Source organism: Pseudomonas sp. A214, assembly GCF_900156295.1.
Taxonomy (GTDB): Bacteria; Pseudomonadota; Gammaproteobacteria; order Pseudomonadales; family Pseudomonadaceae; genus Aquipseudomonas; species Aquipseudomonas rhizophila.
Map to the genome: position 1 here is coordinate 5,991,840 of NZ_LT707062.1, position 24,145 is coordinate 6,015,984.

General features: G+C 61.5%; 23 protein-coding genes. 12 read left to right on the forward strand and 11 right to left on the reverse strand.

Annotated elements, in window-relative coordinates; translation table 11 throughout:
* The first annotated feature begins 220 nt into the window (after positions 1-220).
* Both ypfJ and BW979_RS26885 read left to right on the forward strand, forming a co-directional pair.
* Positions 221-1,108 carry a KPN_02809 family neutral zinc metallopeptidase gene (ypfJ, locus tag BW979_RS26880; RefSeq protein WP_047229559.1) on the forward strand — a complete coding sequence of 296 codons (888 nt, stop codon included), beginning with the start codon at positions 221-223 and terminating at the stop codon, positions 1,106-1,108.
* A complete protein-coding gene (locus BW979_RS26885; RefSeq protein ID WP_076386422.1) occupies positions 1,108-2,055 on the forward strand; it encodes a hypothetical protein in 948 nt (315 codons plus the stop codon). The genes ypfJ and BW979_RS26885 overlap by 1 nt, the downstream gene beginning before the upstream one ends.
* A gap of 144 nt (positions 2,056-2,199) precedes the next feature.
* Here BW979_RS26885 and BW979_RS26890 read toward each other — a convergent pair whose 3' ends face one another.
* From BW979_RS26890 to BW979_RS26905, 4 genes are all read right to left on the reverse strand, one after another.
* The gene (locus tag BW979_RS26890) at positions 2,200-2,793 is read right to left on the reverse strand and encodes an HAD family hydrolase (RefSeq protein ID WP_047229557.1); all 594 of its coding nucleotides are present in this window, start codon (positions 2,791-2,793) and stop codon (positions 2,200-2,202) included.
* Complete coding sequence (gene tesB, locus BW979_RS26895; RefSeq protein WP_047229556.1) at positions 2,790-3,659, reverse strand: acyl-CoA thioesterase II; 870 nt, start codon at positions 3,657-3,659, stop codon at positions 2,790-2,792. The genes BW979_RS26890 and tesB overlap by 4 nt, the downstream gene beginning before the upstream one ends.
* A gap of 102 nt (positions 3,660-3,761) precedes the next feature.
* Positions 3,762-4,331 carry a GNAT family N-acetyltransferase gene (locus tag BW979_RS26900; RefSeq protein ID WP_047229555.1) on the reverse strand — a complete coding sequence of 190 codons (570 nt, stop codon included), beginning with the start codon at positions 4,329-4,331 and terminating at the stop codon, positions 3,762-3,764.
* Between the two features lie 200 nt (positions 4,332-4,531).
* On the reverse strand, positions 4,532-5,197 hold the full coding sequence (locus BW979_RS26905) for a GntR family transcriptional regulator (protein WP_076386424.1): 666 nt from the start codon (positions 5,195-5,197) through the stop codon (positions 4,532-4,534).
* A 277-nt stretch (positions 5,198-5,474) separates the two neighbouring features.
* Between BW979_RS26905 and BW979_RS26910 the strand changes: the two genes are divergently transcribed.
* From BW979_RS26910 to BW979_RS26940, 7 genes are all read left to right on the forward strand, one after another.
* Complete coding sequence (locus BW979_RS26910) at positions 5,475-6,707, forward strand: NRAMP family divalent metal transporter (RefSeq protein ID WP_076386749.1); 1,233 nt, start codon at positions 5,475-5,477, stop codon at positions 6,705-6,707.
* Between the two features lie 28 nt (positions 6,708-6,735).
* On the forward strand, positions 6,736-7,506 hold the full coding sequence (locus tag BW979_RS26915; RefSeq protein WP_076386426.1) for a LamB/YcsF family protein: 771 nt from the start codon (positions 6,736-6,738) through the stop codon (positions 7,504-7,506).
* Positions 7,503-8,309 (forward strand): putative hydro-lyase, encoded by an 807-nt coding sequence (locus tag BW979_RS26920; protein ID WP_076386428.1) that lies wholly within the window; start codon positions 7,503-7,505, stop codon positions 8,307-8,309. The genes BW979_RS26915 and BW979_RS26920 overlap by 4 nt, the downstream gene beginning before the upstream one ends.
* Before the next feature lie 9 nt (positions 8,310-8,318).
* Entirely contained in the window at positions 8,319-9,935 is a 1,617-nt protein-coding gene (locus BW979_RS26925) for a 5-oxoprolinase/urea amidolyase family protein (RefSeq protein WP_076386430.1), read from the forward strand.
* Complete coding sequence (locus BW979_RS26930; protein ID WP_076386432.1) at positions 9,932-11,671, forward strand: acetyl/propionyl/methylcrotonyl-CoA carboxylase subunit alpha; 1,740 nt, start codon at positions 9,932-9,934, stop codon at positions 11,669-11,671. The genes BW979_RS26925 and BW979_RS26930 overlap by 4 nt, the downstream gene beginning before the upstream one ends.
* Positions 11,672-11,823: 152 nt before the next feature.
* Positions 11,824-13,062 carry an OprD family porin gene (locus tag BW979_RS26935; protein WP_076386434.1) on the forward strand — a complete coding sequence of 413 codons (1,239 nt, stop codon included), beginning with the start codon at positions 11,824-11,826 and terminating at the stop codon, positions 13,060-13,062.
* Between the two features lie 161 nt (positions 13,063-13,223).
* A complete protein-coding gene (locus BW979_RS26940; RefSeq protein ID WP_083714465.1) occupies positions 13,224-14,465 on the forward strand; it encodes a TIGR03862 family flavoprotein in 1,242 nt (413 codons plus the stop codon).
* Between the two features lie 112 nt (positions 14,466-14,577).
* Here BW979_RS26940 and BW979_RS26945 read toward each other — a convergent pair whose 3' ends face one another.
* Complete coding sequence (locus BW979_RS26945) at positions 14,578-15,915, reverse strand: DEAD/DEAH box helicase (RefSeq protein ID WP_047229546.1); 1,338 nt, start codon at positions 15,913-15,915, stop codon at positions 14,578-14,580.
* A 57-nt stretch (positions 15,916-15,972) separates the two neighbouring features.
* A complete protein-coding gene (yedA, locus tag BW979_RS26950; protein ID WP_076386438.1) occupies positions 15,973-16,875 on the reverse strand; it encodes a drug/metabolite exporter YedA in 903 nt (300 codons plus the stop codon).
* 161 nt (positions 16,876-17,036) lie between these two features.
* On the opposite strand from yedA, the gene BW979_RS26955 reads away from it, so the two are divergent.
* Entirely contained in the window at positions 17,037-17,489 is a 453-nt protein-coding gene (locus BW979_RS26955; protein WP_047229544.1) for an Lrp/AsnC family transcriptional regulator, read from the forward strand.
* 133 nt (positions 17,490-17,622) lie between these two features.
* On the opposite strand, the gene BW979_RS26960 is transcribed toward BW979_RS26955, so the two are convergent.
* The 3 genes from BW979_RS26960 to BW979_RS26970 all read right to left on the reverse strand — a co-directional run bounded on the left by BW979_RS26960 (position 17,623) and on the right by BW979_RS26970 (position 19,623).
* A complete protein-coding gene (locus tag BW979_RS26960) occupies positions 17,623-18,234 on the reverse strand; it encodes a 3'-5' exonuclease (protein ID WP_076386440.1) in 612 nt (203 codons plus the stop codon).
* A 22-nt stretch (positions 18,235-18,256) separates the two neighbouring features.
* Positions 18,257-18,736 (reverse strand): LabA-like NYN domain-containing protein, encoded by a 480-nt coding sequence (locus tag BW979_RS26965; RefSeq protein WP_003185707.1) that lies wholly within the window; start codon positions 18,734-18,736, stop codon positions 18,257-18,259.
* A 125-nt stretch (positions 18,737-18,861) separates the two neighbouring features.
* The gene (locus BW979_RS26970; RefSeq protein ID WP_076386442.1) at positions 18,862-19,623 is read right to left on the reverse strand and encodes a DUF2076 domain-containing protein; all 762 of its coding nucleotides are present in this window, start codon (positions 19,621-19,623) and stop codon (positions 18,862-18,864) included.
* A gap of 177 nt (positions 19,624-19,800) precedes the next feature.
* On the opposite strand from BW979_RS26970, the gene BW979_RS26975 reads away from it, so the two are divergent.
* The gene (locus BW979_RS26975; protein ID WP_076386444.1) at positions 19,801-20,463 is read left to right on the forward strand and encodes a hypothetical protein; all 663 of its coding nucleotides are present in this window, start codon (positions 19,801-19,803) and stop codon (positions 20,461-20,463) included.
* Between the two features lie 91 nt (positions 20,464-20,554).
* The gene (locus BW979_RS26980; protein WP_047229540.1) at positions 20,555-21,634 is read left to right on the forward strand and encodes an endonuclease/exonuclease/phosphatase family protein; all 1,080 of its coding nucleotides are present in this window, start codon (positions 20,555-20,557) and stop codon (positions 21,632-21,634) included.
* A 59-nt stretch (positions 21,635-21,693) separates the two neighbouring features.
* Here BW979_RS26980 and BW979_RS26985 read toward each other — a convergent pair whose 3' ends face one another.
* Both BW979_RS26985 and BW979_RS26990 read right to left on the reverse strand, forming a co-directional pair.
* A complete protein-coding gene (locus tag BW979_RS26985) occupies positions 21,694-22,854 on the reverse strand; it encodes an L-talarate/galactarate dehydratase (protein WP_076386446.1) in 1,161 nt (386 codons plus the stop codon).
* Positions 22,855-23,016: 162 nt separating this feature from the next.
* The gene (locus tag BW979_RS26990; RefSeq protein ID WP_076386448.1) at positions 23,017-24,069 is read right to left on the reverse strand and encodes a LacI family DNA-binding transcriptional regulator; all 1,053 of its coding nucleotides are present in this window, start codon (positions 24,067-24,069) and stop codon (positions 23,017-23,019) included.
* Positions 24,070-24,145: the final 76 nt, after the last annotated feature.

A 24,145-nucleotide genomic window follows, 5' to 3' on the forward strand; every position in this document is an offset into this window, starting at 1 on the left:
GAGAGAGGCTGATTCCAAAATACGCGAAGTGTAATGCAAATTCTGGAACCCGACATTCATTGTTGACGGATGAACCAAAACCCGTGGCGATTGCCTGAGAGCTCAGGCGTACAGCCTGCGCCTTCAAACGCTAGACTCACTGCGAATGTCTGTCCGTGAACTGGCGGCAACCCCACTCAGCGGCAACACTCTTCACACGGTCAATCAGAGGATTTCCCACATGTTATGGAAAAAAGGTCGCCGCAGTGACAACGTGGTGGACGCCCGCGGTGACGGTGGCGGCGGTGGTGGGATGCGTTTCGGTGGCGGCAAGGGGCTGAGCCTGACGGCCATTGTCCTGATCGTCGGTATCGGCTGGATCACCGGCCAGGACCCCATGCAGATTCTCGGGCAACTGGCCGGGCAGATGGACCAGACCTCGGCCCCCGCCTCCTCCCAAACCCGGCAGGCGCCGCCCGCGAACGATGAACAGGCCGAGTTCGTGCGCTCAATCCTGGGTGATACCGAAGACACCTGGGGCCAGGTCTTCCAGCAGGCCGGGCGCCAGTACCAGCAACCCAAACTGGTGCTGTTCAGCGGTCGGGTCAACTCGGCCTGCGGCCTCGCTTCATCAGCCACCGGCCCGTTCTATTGCCCGGCCGATAAACAGGTCTACCTGGACATGAGTTTCTTCCAGGAAATGTCCCAACGGTTCTCCGCCGCCGGGGATTTCGCCCAGGCCTACGTCATCGCCCATGAGGTCGGGCATCACGTCCAGACCCTGCTCGGGGTGTCGGCAAAAATCCAGGAGGCTCGCCGTCAGGGCCGCCAGATGGAAGGCGATGGTGGTCTGCTGGTCCGTCAGGAATTACAGGCCGACTGCCTGGCGGGCGTCTGGGCCAACCATGCACAGAAGCGCCTGAACTGGCTGGAGCCGGGGGACATTGAAGAGGCCTTGACCGCCGCCAACGCCATCGGTGATGACCGCCTTCAGCAGCAGGGCCAGGGCCGGGTAGTGCCGGACTCCTTCACCCACGGCACCTCGGCGCAACGGGTTCGCTGGTTCAAGACCGGGTTTGCCCAGGGTCAGGTCAGCCAATGCGACACCTTCGCGGCAAAAAATCTGTAATGAAGTGGGGCGCCCTCCTCAGCCTGCTGCTGTGCTGCACTTTTACCCAGGCAGACGAACAGGGCGTGGGCGTGGTCGCTCAAGGGCGACTGCAGCTCAAGGGCGGCGCCATGGTCGTCGGCGTGAGTCCACCCCCGGCGTCTATCCAGCGCGTGTTGATCATCCTCCATGGCCGGCTGCGCAACGCCCAGACCTATCTGCACAGCGCCGAAAAGGCCGCCGCACACGCCGGTCAACTGACCACGACCCTGATCATCGCCCCGCAGTTTCTCAACGAACATGACGTTGCCCGCCATCAGTTGCCCAATGACCTGTTGCGCTGGCAAGGCAACGACTGGATGGCCGGCGGCTTATCCACGGGGCCCAAGGCGGTCAGTTCCTTTCAAGTCATCGACGACATCGTCGCCCGGGTCAGTGACCGGCAGCAGTTTCCCGAGGTGAAAGAGATCGTCATCGCGGGCCATTCCGGCGGCGCGCAGGTCGCGCAGCGCTACGCCCTGCTCGCTCGCGGTCAAACCCGGATCGCCCCCAGATTCGTCATCGCCAACCCGTCCTCCTATGCCTATTTCGATGCGCAGCGCCCCATGGCCTTCGACCCGGCCGGTTGTCCCGGCTTCAACCATTGGAAGTACGGCCTGCAGAACTTGCCCGCCTATGCCGCCGGGCACCCCCCCGCTCAACTGGAAGACAACTACATCAAACGCGACATCGTTTATCTGCTTGGGCAACAAGACATCGACCCTGAGCACCCTGCGCTGGATAAAGGCTGTGAAGCGCAGACCCAAGGGCCGTATCGGTTACTGCGCGGGCAGTTCTTTTTCGACTACCTGACCCGGCGTCATCCCGAGGGGCTGAGCCAGCGGCTGATCGAAGTGCCGGGGGTGGGGCATAACGGGGATGGGATGTTCAATTCGGCTGAGGGGCAGAAGGCGCTGTTTGGTCAGTGAGTTCTGTAGGAGTAGACAGGGCCTCATCGCGAGCAGGCTCGCTCCCACAGTAGATCTGCGGTGGACACACACTTTTTGATCGACTCAGATCCCCTTGTGGGAGCGAGCCTGCTCGCGATAGCTATCTATCAGCCAACCCCTCTTTCAAGCCGACAGCATCCGCCGCAACTCCCCGCAATCACGCGCATGCCAGTCCGCCAGCTCCGGCCAAGGATTGTCCGGCAGGTTCACCAGCACCGTCCGCGCACCCGCCGCACGGCCGCAGTCCAGGTCGAAACGGTAGTCACCCACCATCACCATCGCCTCAGGCGCCACACTCCAGGCCTCGGCCAGTTTCAACAGGCCGCCGGGATGGGGCTTGGGCGGCGCTTCGTCGCGGCCCAGCACATCTTCCACGGCGAAACAGTCCGCCAGACCGATAGCTTGCAGGGTCACGTGGGCCAGTTCGCGAGCGTTGCGCGTCAGGATCCCCAGGCGGTAACCCCGCTGCGCCAGCTCGCGTACCAGCTCGACCGCTCCTGGCGCAGGCCGGGAGCCCAGCGCCAGGTCCCGCTCGTGTTCCAGCAACCAGGCATGCTTGGCTGCGGCTTCGTCGGCCGGCAATGCCGCCAGGTGGGTCAGAATGTCGTCTTCGGCCGGGATCGCCAGGGCCACGCGAATCGCCGCAAAATCATGCACGGCGATGGTCAGCGTACCGTCCATGTCGAACACCCAGTGCCGCACATCGGCCAGACTCATGCCCAGTCCTTGCGGTGGCGAATCAGGCCTTCCTGGGTCACCGACGCCACCAGTTGTCCGGCGCGATTGAATACGCTGCCACGAGAGAACCCACGGGAGTTGCCGGCCCACGGGCTGTCCATCGCATAGAGCAACCAGTCGTCGGCGCGCAGGTCGGCGTGGAACCACAAGGCGTGGTCGAGGCTGGCGACCTGCATGTCCTTTTGCCAAACCGATTTGCCGTGGGGCAACATCGAGGTGGTCAGCAGACCGAAATCCGAGGCGTAGGCCAACAGGTATTTATGCAGGGCCGGTGAGTCCGCCAGGGCACCATCGGCCCGGAACCACACGTACTTGACCGGATCGGCCGGCTGCGGATTGTAGGGATCTTTCTCGGTGACCGGGCGCACCTCGATCGGTTTGGGGCACAGCAGTTTTTCCCGCATGTGCTCGGGCAGCAGGTGCGCCCGCTGCTGGGTCAGTTCCAGCTCCGAAGGCAGGTTCTCCGGCCCGACCACCTGGGGCATGGAGTTCTGGTGCTCAAAACCCTGCTCGTCGTATTGAAACGAAGCGCTGCACGTGAAAATCGGGTTGCCCTTCTGGATCGCCGTGACCCGGCGGGTGCTGAAACTGCCGCCGTCACGCACCCGGTCCACCTGGTAGACCACCGGCAAGGCCGCATCGCCCGGACGCAGGAAATAACCGTGCATCGAATGCACATGACGGGCCTCTTCCACGGTCTGGCTGGCCGCCGACAGTGACTGGCCAAGCACCTGGCCGCCGAACAACTGGCGAAACCCCAGGTCCTGGCTGCGACCGCGAAACAGGTTCTCTTCGATAGGTTCCAGGGTCAGCAGGTCGACCAGATCTTCCAACACGTGGCTCATTCAGACTTTCCTCACACAGCTCAACCGCGCAGTCGGTGCTGCGACGGTGGATCGATTGTTGGCCCGGGCCATTGTGGCGGGCATTGTAAACGTCCGTGTCGGCTAACCGTGCAGGGTCTGTAGCCACTGTTCACGGTTGATACGATAGAGCACATGTTGACGCAATGGATGACCGACGGCGAGCTTTGGGTGTTCAAAGTCATCGGCCGGGTCATGATGCATGCCGATGGCTTGCATGACTTTCTGCGATGGCAGGTTATCGACGGCGGCGAACGCCACCACCTCATCCAGCCCCAGGCGATCGAACGCACACCGCAAGGCCGTCCATGCGGCTTCGCTGGCATAACCCAGGCCCCAATGCTCACGGGCCAGACGCCAGCCGATCTCGATCGCCGGAGTGAAGTGCGCGTCGAACCCGACCACGCCCAGGCCGGTAAAGCCGATAAAGGCCCCGGTGTCCTTGCGCTGCAGGGCCCACAAACCAAAGCCATGCTCGGCAAAATGCCCCCGCACGCGCCCGATCAGTGCGGCGCTTTCCAGGCGGCTCAGGGGCGCCGGAAAATAACGCATCACCTGCGCATCGGCAGACATGGCGGCAAACTCCGGCAAGTCCGCGTCGCGCCACTGGCGCAGTATCAACCGCGCGCTTTGCAGTTCCAGTATCGGCTCCATTTGCTTCCTCTCCATGCCCCAACGCCTACTCAAGCGAAATCGCCACGCCCAAATAAACGGCCCACGGCCGCTGCCGGGATCAAGGTGGGAGACGCAGGCGACGTGCCCAGCTTGATCGAGTGAGCCACGCGGCTGCGCCAGGTATCAATTATCGACAGGCTTGGCTTGGCTGGCGAGGAGTTCGTCGCGCTCGTAGGGTGCTACCGGTTCAGACTGCGTTCGTAAGCGGCCAGAACGGTGCGCTCCGACTGCACCAGATAGGCTTCAAGCAGCCGGGTTGCCTCCTCTGATCGTCCTTCTTCGATACAACGCAGGATTGAAACGTTCATATCGACATAGGGCATATGCAGGAACTCCGGATCTTTGAGCAGGCCGAATGCCAGCCGCAGCTCGGCTGATATCTGACCGTAGAACACCACCAATCGCGGGCTGTCGGCGAGTTCGACGATAGCCTTGTGGAACATCATGTTGGCGGTGCCGACAGCCTTCCAGTCCTTGACTTCACGCGCTCGCATGCCCGCCTCCACCGCCTCACGCATATGCAGCGTTCCCGGATGCAGCGGGTAACCCTGGGCAATGGCCTTGCATTCGATAAAGCGGCGGACACGATAGATGTCGATGATCGACGCCATATCGGGCACCGCCACGCTCACCCCGCGATTGGGTTCATGTTTGAGCAACCCCTCGCGGGTCAGGACCCTGAACGCTTCCCTCAAGGTGTTGCGGGAAATCTGCAGGCTTTCGGCCAGGGCCGCTTCGGACAATCGTTGGCCCGGAACCAGTTCACCTTCGACCAGCATTCTGCGGACCTCCTGGGTAATGGATTCTCCCAGCGAGCGAGGAAGGGAAGGTGAAACGTCGTTCATGTGCAATCCAGAATAAGAATAAGAGAAAGTCACTTTGATGTTCCATGAGAGCCCCGCCCATGGCAAGGAGCAAGGGTGTCGCCTGCATCATTAAGTAACACCCACGAGTGACAAGGTTACAATTTGGTGCGAATTGTAGCCTTACACTAAACTGATTGTTGAACAATTCAGACGCTATAGATCAACACTTCTAGGCCGATGTTTGAGTCCTGGCACGCTCGTTGCTCAATAAAAAATATCTCCCACCGTAGGAATTGATGCCGTGACACAGACAGCCGTGACACAGACCGCTCAAGATTTTACAAAGACGCGACGCGCTTCCCTGATCGCAGCAATTTTCATGATGGCAACGTCCGCCATCGGCCCTGGCTTCATCACCCAGACCGCCACGTTCACGGCCAAAATGGGTGCGGCATTTGCGTTCGGTATCCTGGCGTCGATTCTGATCGACTTCGTGGTTCAACTTAACGTCTGGCGTATCGTCACCCTGACCCGAATGCGTGCCGCAGACGTGGCCAACAACGCGATTCCAGGCAGTGGTTACCTGCTGGCGGTGCTGGTGATTTTCGGCGGGCTGGTGTTCAACGTCGGCAACATCGCCGGTGCCGGGCTGGGCCTGAACGCGTTGATGGGGCTTGATGCAAAATGGGGCGGCGGTCTCAGCGCCTTGCTGGCTATCGGCATCTTCCTTTCCCACCGCGCCGGAGTGGCCGTCGACCGGCTGATCGTCGTGCTGGGTCTGGTAATGATCGCCCTGACCCTGTTCGTGGCCTTCGCTTCCAACCCGCCACTGGGCGAAGCCCTCTATCAAACCGTCCTTCCGGACCAGATCAACTTCGCCACCATTACCACCATTGTCGGCGGCACGGTCGGCGGTTACATCACTTATGCGGGGGCTCACAAACTGCTGGACCGCGGGACTACCGGGGTAGAAAACCTCCAGGCAGTGACCAAGGCAGCCTTGGGCGGCATCATGGTCACCGGCCTCATGCGCTACATCCTGTTTCTCGCCATCCTCGGCGTTGTTGCCAGCGGCGTAGTCATCGATACCTCGGGCCAGGGCGCCAATCCGGCCGCACAAGCCTTCCAGGCAGCAGCCGGGCAGTTCGGCCTGCGCGTCTTCGGTCTCATCCTCTGGGCCGCCAGTATCACCAGCGTGATCGGCGCCGCTTACACCTCCATTTCCTTTATCACCGTGTTCAAGCCGGACATCACTGAGCAGGGGCGCAACCGCGCCACCACCGTGTTCATCGCTCTGTCGCTGCTGATCTTTGCCCTGATGGGAACGGCTCCCGCCGCACTGCTGCTCTTCGCGGGCGGTTTCAATGGCCTGATACTGCCAATCGGCCTGAGCATCTTTATCTACGTCGGCTGGCGCCGGTCCGACCTCATGGGCGGTTACCATTACCCACGCTGGCTGTTGGTGCTGGGCGCCCTGACCTGCCTGCTGACCTGGTACATGGCAATCAAATCCGTTGGGCCGATCTTCGCCTTCCTCAACGTTGCCTGAGCCCGATAACGAACAAGGAGTCACGTGAATGCCAACCATAGATATCAATAGCGACCTGGGCGAAAGCTTTGGCGCCTGGCACATGGGCGACGATGCCGCGATGCTCGATGTCGTGACCAGCGCCAATGTCGCCTGCGGTTTCCACGCCGGCGACCCGGCCGGCATCTTGCGCACACTGAAAGCGGCGGCGGCCAAAAATGTCACCATTGGTGCCCATGTCGCTTACCCGGACAAAGTGGGCTTTGGCCGCCGAAACATGGACGTGGCCAGCGATGAGCTGACGGCCGACGTGATTTACCAGATCGGCGCGCTGCAAGGCCTGGCCAAAGCCGCCGGCACGTCGGTGCGCTACGTAAAACCCCACGGCGCCTTGTACAACACCATTGCTCACGATCGCCGTCAGGCGCTGGCCGTGATCGAAGCCATCCGCGCGATCGACTCCAACCTCATATTGGTTGCCCTGGCCGGCTCAAGCCTGATTGAACTGGCCCGTAACGAGGGTTTGCAGTGTATCGCCGAAGCCTTCGCTGACCGTGCCTATACGCCACAGGGCACCCTCGTCTCTCGCCGCGAACCAGGCGCGGTGCTGCACGATCCCAAGCTCGTCGCCCAACGTATGCTGCGCCTCGTTGAAGACGGCTGCCTCGAAGCGATCGATGGCAGCCTGACCAAAATCCAGGCCGACTCGATCTGTGTCCATGGCGACAGCCCCGCAGCGGTGGAAATGGCCCGCGAGCTGCGCCGGGTATTGGAACAGGCGCACATGTCCTTGCAGCCCTTTGCCGGAGCACGCCCATGAATGCCCTGGATCTCGCCCGCCAGGCGGCGATTGCCGCTGCCCGGGATGCACGCAGCACTTACCGTAACGGCCGGGTCGCCCCCACGGCGGGTATCGCGCCGGGCATGACCCAGGCCAACCTGATCGCCCTGCCGCGCGCCTGGGCGTACGACTTCCTGCTGTATGCCCAGCGCAATCCCAAAGCCTGCCCGATCCTTGACGTCAGCGACGCCGGCAGCCCGAGTACGCTGCTGGCTGAAGGGGCGGACCTGCGCACTGACATCCCGCTGTACCGCATCTGGCGTGATGGAAAGCTGGCCGAGGAAGTCAGCGATGCCACTCAGGCCTGGGCTGAACACGACGACATGGTGGCCTTTTTGATCGGCTGCAGCTTCACCTTTGAAACCGCCCTGCAAGAGGCCGGCATCGAAGTGCGGCATATCACCGATGGTTGCAACGTACCGATGTACCGGACCAACCGTGCCTGCCGCCCGGCCGGACGTCTACAGGGTGAAATGGTGGTATCGATGCGACCGATCCCCGCCGATCGCGTGGCTGAGGCGAGCACTATTTCCGGACGCTATCCCTCAGTCCATGGCGCCCCGGTGCACATCGGCGAACCCGCGCTGCTCGGCATCCAGGACCTGGGACGCCCCGATTTCGGCGATGCCGTACGCATCGAACCCGGCGAGATCCCGGTGTTCTGGGCCTGCGGCGTCACTCCCCAGGCCGCGGTCATGGCCTCGGGCGTGCCCTTCGCCATCACCCATTCGCCGGGCCATATGTTCATCACCGATGTGCCTGACAGCACCTACCACGTCTAGGAGTCTCCCGTGCGTTTTCTACCGGTCAACCTGGACGCCCTGCTCGTCGAATTGAAAGACCTCGACGAGACACTGGCGTTGTTCGACGCCCTGATGGCCGAGCCGATTGCTGGCGTGGAGGAAATCATTCCTGCCGCACGAACGCTGCTGATCCAATTTCGCCCCAGCGCCATTGCGCAGCAGGCGCTCGTCAATCGTATCGCTAGCCAAGACCTGAGCCAGCGCCGCGCGATCGAGCATCGCCGGGTGGAAATTCCCGTCCATTACAATGGCGAAGACCTCGACGAGGTCGCCACGCTGCTGGGGATCAGCCGCGCCGAGGTGGTCCAACGCCACACCGCCCATGACTACAGCGTGGCCTTCTGCGGATTCGCGCCGGGCTTCGCCTACCTCACCGGCGGTGCGGGTTTCCAGGTGCCTCGCCGACAAACTCCACGTACCCGCATACCCGCGGGTGCGGTTGCCCTGGCGGGGGAATTCAGCGGTGTTTATCCGCAAGCCAGCCCCGGCGGATGGCAGATCATCGGCGTCACGCCTTTGCAGATGTGGGACCTGAACCGCGCTGAATCGGCCTTGCTGCGTCCGGGCTATAAAGTGCGCTTCACCGATGCAGGCCCGCTCCCGGCGGGTGGCCTGCCCGCCCCCACGGTACCGGCAAGTGCCGCCGCGCCCAGCGGCGCCTATCTGGAAATCATCACCCCCGGTTTGCACAGCGTATTGCAGGATATGGGCCGTCCCGGCCAAACCGGCCAAGGCGTATCCCGTTCCGGCGCGCTGGACCTGGGCGCGCTGCGGGCAGCCAACCGCGCGGTCGGCAACCGCTCGGACATGGCCTGTGTGGAATCGGTACTCGGCGGCCTGAGCTTCGTTTGCCATGGCCGTGCCGTGATCGCCGTCACCGGTGCGCAAACCCCGGTCACAATCACCAACGCCAGTGGCCTGCAATGGCAGGCAAGTCACTACCAGCCCATCGAGCTGGACGCGGGTGACCGCGTCAGTCTGGGTTCACCCCTCGCGGGGCTGCGCAGCTACCTGGCGATTCGCGGCGGCTTTGACGTCACTCCGGTGCTGGGCAGCCTGTCCACAGACACCCTGGCCCAGGTCGGTCCCCCGGCACTCGCCGCCGGCGACCTATTGGGCTTTACGACACTGACAACGGGAACCAGCGTATCGCTGAACGAAGCCCCAGCCTTTGAGCTGCCTACAGCTACCAACATCGTCACCCTTGACGTGGTCATGGGACCGCGTACCGACTGGTTCACCGAAGACGCCATCCAGCGTCTGAGCAGCCAGCTCTGGCGCGTCACCTCACAGTCCAACCGCGTCGGTATTCGTCTGGCCGGTGAAATACCGCTAGCGCGCAGCAACCACCATGAGTTGCCCAGCGAAGGCACCTCCGTGGGCGCCATTCAGGTCCCGGCCAGCGGCCAACCGGTTCTGTTTCTCGCCGATCACCCGTTGACCGGTGGCTATCCAGTGATCGCCGCAGTCGCCAGCTACCATCTCGACCTGGCTGGCCAGATCCCTATCAATGCGCAGATTCGCTTCAACCCTGTGGACGGCTTCAAAGAGATTCAACCCGTTACGCAAGCTTCTTCAACTGCCGATGTGAAAAAAATTCCATGAAAAAATTACTGATTGCCAACCGTGGTGAAATTGCCGTCCGCATCGCCCGCGCCTGCCGCGACTACGGCGTGCAGTCTGTCGCGGTCTATGCCGACGCGGACATCGACGCCCTGCACGTGCGCCAGGCCGACGAAGCCTACTCACTGAATGGCCAGCGCCCGGCCGAAACCTACCTGGATATCGGCAAACTGATTGCCGTGGCCAAACGCAGCGGCGCCGATGCCGTGCACCCCGGCTATGGTTTTCTGTCTGAACGGGCCGACTTCGCCCGGGCGGTGATCGACGCAGGGTTGATCTGGATCGGTCCCAACCCGCAGACCATCGACGTGCTCGGCGACAAGGTCGAGGCGCGAAAAATTGCCCAACTGGTCGGGGCGCCTCTGGTAGCCGGTACGCCTGGCCCGGTCGAAAGCGCCGCCGAAGTATTGGCCTTTGCCGAACAGCACGGCCTGCCAATTGCCATCAAGGCTGCCTTTGGCGGCGGTGGACGCGGCATGAAAGTCGCCTGGCGCATGGATGAAGTGGCTGAATTGTTCGCCTCCGCCGTGCGCGAAGCGCAAGCGGCCTTTGGTCGTGGCGAGTGCTATGTCGAACAGTTCCTCGACCGTCCTCGGCACATCGAAGCGCAGATCCTCGCCGACAAACACGGCAAGGTCGTCGTCGTCGGCACGCGTGACTGCTCCTTGCAGCGGCGCAATCAGAAGCTGGTGGAGGAAGCGCCAGCGCCCTTTATCAGCGACGAACAGCGCCAGCGTATTCATCAATCCGCTCAGGATATCTGCGCCAAAGCCGGCTACGTCGGTGCCGGCACGGTGGAGTTCCTGCTCAGCCAGGATGGCACCCTGTCGTTCCTTGAGGTCAATACCCGCTTGCAGGTCGAGCACCCGGTGACCGAAGAGACCACTGGGGTGGATCTGGTGATCGAACAACTGCGGATCGCCGACGGTTTGCCGTTGTCCTTCAGTGAGACGCCGACCCCACGTGGCCATAGCTTCGAATTTCGCATCAATGCGGAAGACCCAGGCAAGGGCTTCCTGCCCACCCCCGGTCAGATCACCGATTTCCTGCCACCGTCTGGCCCGGGTGTGCGCCTGGACAGCGGCGTGATAAGCGGCTCGCGAGTGCCCAGCACCTTCGACTCGATGATGGCCAAACTGATCGTCACCGGCGCCACCCGCGAACAGGCTATTGTCCGCGCCCGACGCGCCTTGGCGGAATTCAACATTGAAGGCATTGCCTCGGTGCTGCCGTTCCACCGGGCCGTGATGGACCATGACGACTTCACCGGTGCCGATAAATTCGCCGTGCACACGCGCTGGATCGAAACCGATTTCGCCGAACAGATCACGCTCGCCCCACGTACCGCGGTATCGGCCGACCCAGGCATCCTGCGCACGTTTGTCGAGATCGACGGCAAGCGCCACGAACTGGGCCTTCCGGCTGCGCTGCTGCGAGGCGTCAGCCTGAATGCAGCGGGTACCGCCAGCGAAAACACGGCCCCCTCCGAGGTCACTGATCCGCAGGCGGTACTGACGCCCGTGGCGGGTAATCTGCATACCTGGGTCGTCGAAGACGGCGAGTCGGTGAGCACCGGGCAAGTGATCGCGGTTGTAGAAGCCATGAAAATGGAAACCTCGGTCCTCGCACCTTGTGAAGGCCAGGTGCAGATCGCCAAACAGGCCGGCGACTATTTTGAAGCCGGCTCCGTCATTGGCCGCATCAAAACAGCTCTCTGATTTAAAACTTTTCTTTTCGCAGTCAGTACGCGCAACGGGGTAATAACCCGGTTGCCGCGTGCTGCCCGCAGAAAACTGTAGATGTAACTTTGCAATCAAAATAACGATAAAACCCAACACATAAATCTGCTGTTATCTGGAGCATAAAGAGCATGTCAATCAATAAGACTTTGGCTATTGCGGGTACTTGCGCGTTGATTTTCCCTTTTACGGCATCTGCAGATTTTATTGCCGACAGTAAGGCCAGTGTGGAACTGCGTAACTTCTACTTCAATCGTGACTTTCGCAACGGTCCTCCCACGGCCCAGCGGGACTCGGCAAAAGAATGGGCCCAGGGCGCCATGTTGCGATTCGAGTCAGGTTATACCGCCGGCACCGTGGGTCTGGGCATCGACGCGGTTGGCATGCTCGGCCTCAAGCTTGACGGCGGTGATGGTTCCGGGGGCACGGGCCTGTTGCCGGCTGACCTTAGTTCGAAAAACGGCCGCGGCTCACAGGACGAATATTCCAAACTTGAGTTGACGGCCAAGGCGAAGGTGTCGGAAACCGCTCTAAAGGTTGGCTCACTCGCCTTCCGTACGCCCGTGGTATCGAGCAATGACACACGCCTGTTGCCCTCCACCTTCGAAGGCGCGCTACTGACCTCCAAGGACATTGATCAGTTGGTCCTGCAAGGCGGCAAGCTGGAGCAAATCAAGTTCAACAGTTCCTCGAACTATCAGGACTTCACGGGTAACCGCATCGGCGGTGTCAGTGATGACTTCCGCTTTGCCGGCGGTACTTACAGTTTCAACAAGGCCCTTAGCACAAGTCTGTTCTACGGCAATCTGGAAAATGTCTACCGACAGTTCTTTGGCGGCGTCGTCTATGAAATCCCTCTTGCCGCGCAGCAGTCGCTGAAGTTCGATCTACGTTATTCGAAAAGTACCGATGACGGTAACTTCCGCCCCCTCGATAACCGCGCCGCGAACGGACTGGTTGCCTACACCCTGGGCGCCAACGTGTTCACCGCCGCCTATCAGCGCATGAGCGGTGACGATCCCTTCCCGTACATTGCCAATAGCGACCCTTACCTGGTCAACTTCGTCCAGATCAATGACTTTGCCAACACCCAAGAGCGCTCCTGGCAGCTGCGTTATGACTACAACTTCGCCGCGCTGGGCATTCCCGGGCTGACGTTCATGAGTCGTTATGTCCAGGGTGACAACGCGTTGGTCGGGGGCAGTAATACGGGCAAAGAGTGGGAGCGCGATACGGATATCGGTTACGTGGTCCAAAGCGGTTCGCTGAAAAACCTCGGGGTCAAACTCAGAAACGCTACGGTTCGTTCGAACTTCAGCAATGACCTGGATGAAACCCGCCTGATCGTCAGTTACACATTAGCGCTCTAAGAATCACCGCATCCCCCTGTGGGAGCGAGCTTGCTCGCGATGGCGGCTGATCAGCCTGCATGGATGTTGGCTGACAGATCGCTATCGCGAGCAAGCTCGCTCCCACAGGGATCTGTGCTGATAGAATGCCCCGCTTATTCCCGTCCTCCGCAGCTCACGCCATGACCCCAACCGTCTGCCCCCATATCCCAAATGTCGCCATCATCGGCGGCGGCCCAGCCGGCCTGATGGCGGCCGAGGTGTTGAGCCAAGCCGGGATACAGGTCGACCTGTACGACGGCATGCCCTCAGTGGGCAGGAAATTCCTGCTGGCCGGGGTCGGCGGCATGAACATCACCCACTCGGAAGACTTCTCGCCGTTCCTGTCCCGCTACGGCGAGCGCGCGCCCAATATCGCCCCGCTGCTGCGGGCATTCGGCGCCAACGAGTTATGCCAATGGATTCACGGATTGGGCATCGAGACCTTTGTCGGCAGTTCCGGGCGGGTATTTCCTACCGACATGAAAGCCGCCCCGCTGCTGCGCGCCTGGCTCAAACGCCTGCGCGATGCCGGCGTGATGATCCATACCCGCCATCGCTGGCTGGGCTGGAACCCCGACGGCAGCTTGCTAGTCACCGCTGCGGACGGCGAAAAAACACTGCGCCCCACTGCGACATTGCTGGCACTGGGCGGTGGCAGTTGGTCACGCCTGGGCTCCGATGGTGCCTGGATGCTGCCACTGGAACAGCGCGGTGTAGGCCTTGCGCCCTTGCAGCCGAGCAATTGCGGATTCGAAGTGCCGGCCTGGAGCGATCTGATGGTCAGCAAATTCGCCGGCGCCCCGCTGAAAAATATCGCCATCGGCCTGAATGACGATGTACCGCGCCTCGGTGAATGCGTGATCACCGCCACCGGCATCGAAGGCAGCCTGATCTATGCCCTGTCGGCGCCGATTCGCGAAGCCATCAACCAGCACGGTAGCGCGACGATCCATCTGGACCTGCTGCCGGGCCGGCCTGTGGATAAAATCCAGCAAGCCCTGAGCAAGCCACGCGGTTCGCGCTCAATGGCCAAGCACTTGCACAGCCAGTTGGGGATCGACGGGGTCAAGGCTGCGTTGCTGCGCGAGCAAACGCCTGCCGATTGTTTCGCCGACCCGGCGCGGCTGGCCCAGGCAATCAAGGCCTTGCCCATCATCCTGGTGAAACCCCGCCCGCTGGACGAAGCCATCAGCAGTGCCGGTGGCGTGACCTTCGAAGCCCTGGACGAACGCCTGATGCTCAAGCAGATGCCTGGCGTGTTCTGCGCCGGGGAAATGCTCGACTGGGAAGCACCGACCGGCGGCTATCTGCTCACGGCCTGCTTTGCCAGCGGCCGGGCGGCTGGGCTGGGAATGTTGGAGTGGTTACAGCGCAAGGTTTGAAAACCCAGGCGCGACCATCGCGAGCAGGCTCGCTCCCACATTTGATTTGTGTACACCGTCAATGTGGGAGCGAGCCTGCTCGCGATGGCGGCCTGTCAAACGCTGCGGGTCATCAAGGCTTACGCTTGCGCGGCCCGGTGTTGAACACCGGCACTTTACGCACAGGCTTGACCGAAGGCTCCACGGGTGAGGCGTCGCCGCTGTCGACCCACTTGCCCAGGTTGCGCTTGCCGCCACCGCCCGAGGCTTTCGGTTTCTTCGGTTTTTTCGGCTTCTTGATGACCTGGCCGCTGGCATCGGTCTCCGGCACCCGGTGTTCTGGCTCGAAGTCCTGTTCCATCTGCCGTGGCAACGTCTGACGGGTCAGAGTTTCGATGGCTGACAGCAGATTCACTTCATCGGCGCAGACCAGGGAAATCGCTTCCCCGGTGGAACCCGCCCGGCCAGTACGACCGATACGGTGGATGTAATCCTCAGCGACGATCGGCAAATCGAAATTCACCACCAGCGGCAAGTCTTCGATATCCAGCCCACGAGCGGCGACGTCGGTGGCCACCAGGATCTGGATCTCACTGGCCTTGAAACGGTCCAGCGCGCGCTGGCGGGTGGCCTGGGGTTTATCGCCGTGGATGCCGTCGGCATTGACACTCATGCCCTGGAGTTTTTCCACCAGCGCATCGACACCGTTGCGGGTCTTGGCAAATACCAGCACCTGTTTCCACTTGTTCTTGCGCATCAGGTGCACAAACAACTCTGGCTTGCGCTTCTTGTCCACCGTCACCACCCATTGCTTGACGGTGTTGGCGGCCACGTTGCGCGGGCTCACTTCGATGCTCAACGGGTCGTTGAGCATTTGCCCGGCCAGCAAGCGGATCGCGTCGGAGAAGGTTGCCGAGAACAGCAGCGTCTGGCGCTTCTTCGGCAGCGCTTTATAGATATTCGCCAGCTCCTCGGAGAAGCCCAGGTCGAGCATGCGGTCGGCTTCGTCCAGCACCAGGGTCTGCAGCTGATTGAACTTCAGCGCGTTCTGGCGGAACAGGTCGAGCAAGCGTCCCGGCGTGGCGACCAGCAGATCAACCCCTTTGCGCAGCTTCATCATCTGCGGGTTGATGCTGACACCGCCGTACACCGCATAGGTGCTCAACGGCAGGTTTTGCGCGTATTGGCGCACGCTTTCGTGGACCTGCTCGGCCAGTTCACGGGTCGGCACCAGAATCAGCGCCCGTACCGAGTTGGCGCTGACCTTCGGCCCCTCGGTGGTCAGCAACTGCAACAGCGGCACGGCGAAACCGGCAGTCTTGCCGGTGCCGGTCTGGGCCGCGGCCATCAGGTCGCGACCGGCCAACACCGCCGGCATGGCTTGGGCCTGCACCGGGGTTGGGGTCTGGTAGCCGAGCGTCTCGAGGGCGCGCAGCAAGGGTTCGATCAGGCCAAGGGTGGCGAAAGTCATGGAAGTACCGTAGGAAAATCAGCGCAAGGTGTGCAATGCGCGGCAGTTTACCCTAAATCAGGATTCGGCCGGCGCAGGCTTGGGTTTGCGCCACTGGGGCAATCCAATCAACACCACGGCACTGATGATCACCAACATCGCCAGGGCCTCTTCGATCCCGATGGTTTCACCGGCGAACACAATGCCCAGCAACACCGCCACCGCCGGGTTGACGTAGGCATAGCTGGTGGCCGCCGCCGGACGTACGTGCTTGAGCAGGTACATGTAGGCGTTGAAGGCAATGATCGAACCGAAGCAGGTCAGGTAAGCCAGCGCGATCCAGCCTTCCAGCGGCGGCATGCTGTCCAGGTGTTCGCCGCTGGCCACGCTGCCGATCAATAGCACCACACCGCCCACCAGCATTTCCACGGCACTGGCCATCGCCCCCGCCGGCAGCGGCAAGTGCTTGCTCAGCACCGAACCGAAGGCCCAGGACGCCGCCGCGAACAGCAGCAAGGTCGCGCCCAATGGGCTCGATTGCAGGTTGGAACCGAGGTTGAGCATGGCAATGCCGATCAACCCCAGCACAATCCCCGCCCACTCCAGACGGGTATTACGGGCGCCCCAGAAATATCCGCAGAGCAAGGTAAATAACGGCACCGTCGCCACGGCCAGCGCCGCCACCCCGGACGCCACACCCGTGTGTTCGGCGACACTGACCGCGCCATTGCCGAAACTGAGCAACAACACGCCGATGACAGCCCCCGCCTTCCACTGCGCCCAAGTCGGTGCCGGCGCCCCACGCCAGCGCAGGAAACCGTACATCAGCGAGCCGGCGATCACGAAGCGAATCCCGGCCAGCAGCAGCGGCGGCCAATGCTCCACACCGATGCGAATCACCAGGTAGGTCGACCCCCAGATGACGTACAAGGCAAAAAATGCAGCGATCAATGGCAAGGGGAAACGGCGTGGGCCAGGCATGGTCAGCTCGAAGTCAGGACAATGAAAGACGCTATTCTAGAAAGGCGACAGGCGGAAAATAAGTTACAAAACCTGTTTATCCGAACCGTACACTTTTAAAAACACGGAGATCAGCGTTATAAACCGTACTTTCGAAAGTCAGCCCCTTGGAAGCCCGAACCGTGGATAAATACGACCGCATGCTGCTCAGCGCCCTGTTGGAAAACGGTCGTGCGTCCTATGCCGAACTGGCCCGCAAAGTGAACCTGTCGGCCCCGGCCGTGGCCGAGCGGGTCAGCAAGCTGGAAACCAGCGGCGTGATCACTGGCTACCAGGCGAAAGTCGACATGGCGAAAATCGGCTTGCCGGTGCAGTGCGTCATCGAACTGCGCATGAACCAGCACGGCAACCAGAAGACTTACGATGAACTGTGCAGGATCCCGCAACTGACCGAATGCCACCGGGTGACGGGCGACCCGTGCGTGATCATGCAGGCGGCGGTCGGCTCGATGCCGGAACTGGAAGAGCTGATCAACCGCATCGCCAAGTTCGGTTTCAGCAAGACCTCGATCGTGCTGTCCAGCGCGATTGAAAAGCGGGTGCCGTTGGGGCAGTTGGAAGGTAACGGGAAGTAATCGCGCCAACACACATCAGAACGGTGGGAGCGAGCCTGCTCGCGATGGCGGTGTATCAGTCAACTTAGTTGCCGACTGAACCGACGCTATCGCGAGCAGGCTCGCTCCCACAGTGGCTTGTTGGGGGGTGTTTTCAGAACCCGCGATGCCGCTTGAGGTGCTCGTTGATCTTCGCCGCCGGCACTTTCTGCAAACTGCACAGCAAATCGTGGGACAACTCCCGCAGCCCGTGCTGTTGCCGCAGTTGCGTCGCCAGGTGCGCGGTGAGGTTGGCGGCCATTTCGGCGTCGGCCATGGCCCGGTGAGCCTGGCCGGTGTGGGGCAGGCCGGCGAAGGTGTTGAGCGTGCCGAGCTTGTGGTTCGGCGCCGTCGGCATCAGGCGCCGGGCCAGCAGCAGTGAACAGGCAAAATTCTGCAAGCGGGTGCGTTTGATCCGGCCTAGCTCGAAATCCCAGAACTTCTGGTCGAATGCGGCGTTGTGGGCCAGCAGCGGCGTGATGCCGACGAACTCGTTGACCTCGTTCATCACCTTTTCCGCCGGCGGGGCGCTGCGCAGCATGGCGTTGTTGATGCCGGTCAGTTGCTCGATGAACGCAGGCACGCGCACACCGGCGTTCATCAGGCTCTGATAGCGATCCACAATCCGGCCCTGTTCGAGAATCACCACGGCGATTTCGGTGGCCCGGCAACTGCTGCTCGGCGTGATGCCGGTGGTTTCAAAGTCGATGACTGCGATGCGTTCCAAACCTGTCTGAACTCCGTAAAAATCAATTCTTGAGCAGCAACGCGCCTTCGATCGGCACGTAGCGGCTGGCGGCGCGAATCAGCGAGTTGGCCGTCAGCCCCGGTACGCCATAAGCCACCGCCTGGACCCCGTGTTTGCTGATGATACGTTCGAGCAGCATGTCGAAATCGCCATCACCGGAGGCCAACACCACTTCGTCAACGTGATCAGCGGCGTCCATGATGTCCAGGGTGATGCCCACGTCCCAGTCACCCTTGGCCGAGCCGTCGCTGCGCTGGATGTAAGGCTTGAGCTTCACGACAAACCCCAGGTTGCGCAGGATCTGCTGGAATTGCTGCTGCTTGCTGTCGCCGCGATCGATCGCATACGCGTAGGCCTCGACGATCTGCCCCTGCTTGCTGACATCGGCCCACAAGGCCGCGTAGTTGAAATGGCAACCATAAGCCTGGCGCACGGTGTAGTAGAGGTTCTGGACATCGGCGAACACTGCGATTTTTTTCACCGCGTTTCCTCTTGAATGCACAAGCCGGCAGAGCGGGCCCGAAAAGTTGCCCAGTATGCCAGCCCAGAGGAATGTTCCGCGAATAATCGGTCCGAGGCACCTGGGCGCCCCGGACGAATGGCAGGTCAGACGAAGGAGTCGTCATCGCCGAAGAAGGATGAATCGTCGCTGTAGTCGGCGTCGGCGAAACCGCCCTGGTCGTTGCCATAGGCATCGTTACCAGCGACGTTTGAGTCATTGCCCCAGCCGCTGTCACTGCTTGCCGTGTCGTTGACCGGTTGGGCCGGCTCTGGCTCGATGACCTCGACGACTTCCTGAGGCTGCTGGGCACCGTGGAACAGACTGCTGATGCCCTGGGCGAGCATCACGCCCCCGGCCACACCAGCCGCGGTTTTCAGCGCGCCGCTCATGAAGCTGCCGGCCCCTGGAGCCTGCTGTTGCGCGGCGCCGTAGTTAGCGGGCGGCGCGGCGTAGTTCTGCTGGGGTGGCGCATTGAAGCCAGGCCGCGCCGGTTCGCGCCAGCCGCCACCGCTGGCGGGCGAAGCGCCTGGAGCGGACGTTGGCCGTGGGTCGCGCGAGCTGCCACCGAAAATACTCGAGAGAAAACCACCACCGCTGGGCGCTGGAGGCTGTTGCCGGGCCTGTTGCAGGTCCGCTTGCAACTGCTCGATCTGCTGGGTCAGTTGCCTGTTCTGCTCGTCGAGGCTTTTGAGCGCCGTCTCTTGCACCAGAATCGCCTGGGTCATGAAATAGCCCGCCGCGGGCTGGCGGGTCATATGTTCCTTGATCCGCGCCTCGGCCTGGACATCGCGCGGGGCTGCATCCTTTTCGGCCTGTTGCAGCCGTGAAAACAGTCCATCGATCAGGGTTTGTTCTTCGCTGTTCATGGCGACCTCATCAGATTGCCGGGTAGAAAAACCATGCCGGCCCTACAGGACCGGTGCCAGCAGTAATGGGGCTGGGCACAGAGGTTTCAATGGTCTTTACCTGATGTTTACGTTTGCTTGTGCAGGCGCCTGATCGGTTAAAGTGTCGGACCGCTTTTTGACCTGCGATACCGACTCATGAATCCGTTTGACGTGCTGCGCGACTCTTTGTATTTCTTCAAACGCCATCTTGGCCGGATCGCCCAGCTGTGCCTGCCGCTGGTGATCCTCGAGGCCGTGCTGCAACAAGGCGTGGACAGCGCCGTGGGCCCCGAAGGTTTTTCCGGCTACAGCCTGATCGTCGGGCTGCTGATATACCCGCTCTACACCGCCGCGCTGATTCTGTTTCTCGACGCTCGCAGTCGCGGTGAATCGCCCCGTCCCCGTGACCTTCTCGCGACGGCCCTGACCCTGTGGCCACGCTTTGCCCTGCTGACCGCACTCAATACGTTGCTGATTCTGGTGGGCATTTCGTTGTACTTCCTGCCGGGCCTTTGGCTGATGGTGGTCCTGGCCTTTGGCGAATACCTGCTGGTGCTGCGCGGCCTGACTCCGCTGGCAGCAATGAAGGAAAGCCTGCGCCTGAGCCGCGGCAGTTTCTGGCGCATCCTGTTGTGCATTCTTTGCGTGATGGTCCCGCTCTGGCTGCTCAAGGGCGCCAGCCTGTCGGTGTACCCGCCGCCCCAGAACCCGTTGATCACCTTGCTGATCGACAGCGTTCACAGTTTCCTGCAGCTGTTCACCACCGTGGTGCTGTTCCGGATGTTCATGCTGGTCGCGGAAAAACCTGACAGCCGTTGACGACTGCTGCGCAGGTTACGGGCTTGGGCTCGGCAACTGCTCTCGGTTATGCTCAGGATCACTTTTGCGTATTGCCCATTTAAGTCGAGCCATGACCCGTCTATTGCGCTACACCTTGCTGGGCCTGTTGTTGATTCTCGGCCTGGCCGCCCTGTCGATCTATAGCCTGACCTGGCGCCCACAATCCCGGGAAGCACTGCCGGTCAGTTGCCCCGCCAACACCGCAACGCTCGTGCCTGGCCAGGCCTTGAAGGTGATGACCTGGAACGTCCAGTTCCTGGCCGGCAAGCGCTACGTGTTCTGGCACGACCTGGCCCAAGGTGACGATGAAAGCCCGACCCTCGAAGACATGGCCTTCAGCCTCGACGAAGTGGCAAGGGTCATTCGCGACGAGCAACCGGACGTTGTGTTGCTCCAGGAACTGGACGACGGCGCCAAGGCCAGCGACTACCAGAACCAGCTCAAGTTGTTGCAGGAACGATTGACCGACCTGTATCCGTGCAGCACCAGCGCCTTTGACTGGAAAGCCGATTTCATCCCCGACCCGCATATCTTCGGCAGCGTCGGCCGGCAGTTGGCGACGTTGAGCCGTTACCGCATCGATCAAGCGGAACGGGTGCAGTTGCCGGTGGCCGGGGCCAATTTCATCAGCCGTCAGTTCCAGCCGAAAAACGCTTTGTTGGTCAGTCACCTGCCGCTGAGCAGTGGTGGCCACCTGGTCGTGCTCAACACCCACCTGGAACGGGCCACGCAGCCGGATGAAACCCTGCCGAACCAGGTCAAGGCCGTGAGCAAGGTACTGGACAAACTTGAATCGCGAGGCAAACCCTGGCTGATCGGTGGCGACTTCAATCTGCTACCCCTGGGCCAATACCGGCGCCTGCCAGCCGCGCAGCGCACGCCCTACTCCGCCGACAGCCCTCTGCACCTGCTGTGGGACAAATACCCGATGATCCCCACCAACAACGAAGCCAGCGGCATCGATCGCAGCCACTGGCTGACCCACTACCCGAACGACCCCGGCCTCAACGGCCCTGACCGCACTGTCGACTACCTGTTCTACAGCCCTCGGATCAAGCGGGTCGAGGCTCGGGTGCGGCAGGACGATACCTTGCGTATCTCCGATCATTTGCCGGTGATTGCCCGATTCCTGTTGCCGGCCACGCCGTGATGCCAAGCCACATTCGCCGTCAGACGAGTGTGGCGCTGGTCCGCGTAACCCACGCTTGATCAGGGTCGAGTACCTGTCTCGGCTTCCTGAACCGTCCAGGGTTTGACTTGTTCGCTCAGCGTCAGTCCCAAACCGGGGCGAGTGGGCACCAGCATCCGACCGTCGCGGGTTTCCAGACGCTCGTTGAACAGCGGCTCAAGCCATTCGAAATGCTCGACCCAGGGCTCGGTCGGATAAGCGGCTGCCAGGTGAACGTGCAGTTCCATGGCGAAATGGGGAGCCAGCATCAGGCCCGCCTGCTCGGCCATTGATGCGACCTTCAGGTAAGGGGTGATGCCGCCTACGCGTGGCGCGTCGGGCATCAGGAAATCAGCGCCGCGCTGTTTGATGAACTCGGCGTGTTCAGCAACGCTGGTGAGCATTTCACCCGTGGCGATCGGTGTATCGAACTGCTGCGCCAACGCGGCATGGCCTTCTGCGTCATAGCAGTCCAGCGGCTCTTCAATCCAGATCAGGTTGTACGCTTCAAACTGCCGACACATGCGCTGGGCCGTCGGGCGATCCCATTGCTGGTTGGCATCCACCATCAACGGGAAGTTGTCACCCAAGTGCTTGCGCACCGCACTGACCCGTTCAATGTCGATGGCGCAATCCGGTTGCCCGACTTTCAATTTGATGCCGCCAATACCCTTTTCTCGCGAGAGGTCAGTGTTCTTCATCAACTGATCAAGCGGGGTGTGAAGGAAGCCACCGGAAGTGTTGTAGCAACGCACCGAGTCACGTTGAGCACCGAGCAAGCGCGCCAGCGACAGGTTGGCGCGCTTGGCCTTCAGATCCCACAACGCCACGTCGAACGCCCCGATGGCCTGGGTCGACATACCGCTGCGGCCCACCGACGCGCCAGCCCAGCACAGCTTGGTCCAGAGTTTGGCAATGTCACTGGGATTTTCCCCGATCAGCGCCGGGGCGATTTCCTTGGCATGAGCGAATTGTCCCGGCCCGCCGGCACGTTTGGAGTAACTGAAACCCAGGCCCTGATGCCCATCGACGGTCTCGATTTCGGCAAACAGGATGGCGATTTCAGTCATCGGCTTTTGCCGTCCGGTAAGGACCTTGGCATCACTGACGGGATTGGCCAGCGGCAGGATGACCGAAGCGACACGAACCCAGGCAATTCGGTCGTCGTCGGAGGACTTGAGTGATTGTTGTTGTACGAGCATGGGGCTCTCCTTGGACAGGCTCTGAAGGCGACGATGATTGCGCAATCATCACGAGACGTAAAAAAGACCTTCGTCGATGCTTCAGAAGGTCTCTTGCCTCGATACTACACTGATTGCGCAATCATTCAATCCCGTAAATCCCCGGAAAATCGACTGCCAGGCTCAGGTACTGGCGCGGTCGATGAACGTGAAGCCGGTGTCAATTCGCACGGGTTTGAGATGGGCGCCGGGATTGTCGAATCGTTCAAGCAGTGCCTCAGCCACTTGCAGGCCAATCCTGCCGCCGTCGACGCTGACGGTCGACAGCGCCGGGTAAACCTGCGCCGCGCTGCTGAGATCCCCGAAGCCCATGACGGCCAGCTCAGCGGGCACCTTCAAGCCAAGGCTGGCGGCTTGCGCCAACACACCTTGAGCCACGGTATCGGAGCTGCACACCACGATGTCGGGGCGCACCGGCAGATCCAGCAGCCGCCGCAGCCCCTCGCGCCCCACCTCCAGCGTGGCGGGGGGCGCCAGGACTTCCATGGGCACCTCTTCAATGCCCTGGCGCTGCAGCTCGGCGATAAGACTGTTGCAGCGACGCAGGCCACGCGGGTCGCCGATGGTCACCACGGAAAAGCGCTGGTAACCCTTTTCAAGCAAATGTCGCGCGGTCTCTTGCCCGACTTTTTCATGGGAGAAGCCAACCAGCATGTCCAAAGGGTCTTCACTCAGATCCCAGGCCTCGACCACGGGAATTCCCGCCTGGGCGAGGCGCAAGCGGCTTGATTCGGTATGAAGCGTACCGGTCAATACGATGCCGTCCGGACGACGACCGAGTACGGCTTCAAGCAGTTTCTCTTCCTGCTCCGCGCTGTAGCCGGTCAGACCGAGCAGGGTTTGATAGCCCGCTTGGGTCAGGCGGTCCATCAGCGATTGCACGGTGTCTGCAAAAATGGAGTTAGCGATGGTTGGAAGGAAAATCGCCACCAGGCGACTTTTGTTGCTCGCCAGACTACCCGCCAGCATGTTCGGCACATAGCCCGATTGGCGCACCGCTTCGCGGACCTTCTCCCGCGTGTTCTCGCTCACCAGTTCCGGGCGATGCAAAGCCCTGGAAACGGTCATTGGCGAGACGCCTGCAATCTTTGCCACATCGATCAACGTCAGGCTCGAACCCCTGGTGGCCAAGGTCATCGGTGCCTGGGAGGTGGGCGCTGCTGGTTTCTTTGCCATGAACTGTTCCGAATCTGAAGCCAAGTAACCGGGACTGCGTATAAAGCAGTTGATGGGTCAGTGAATCTACCATTTG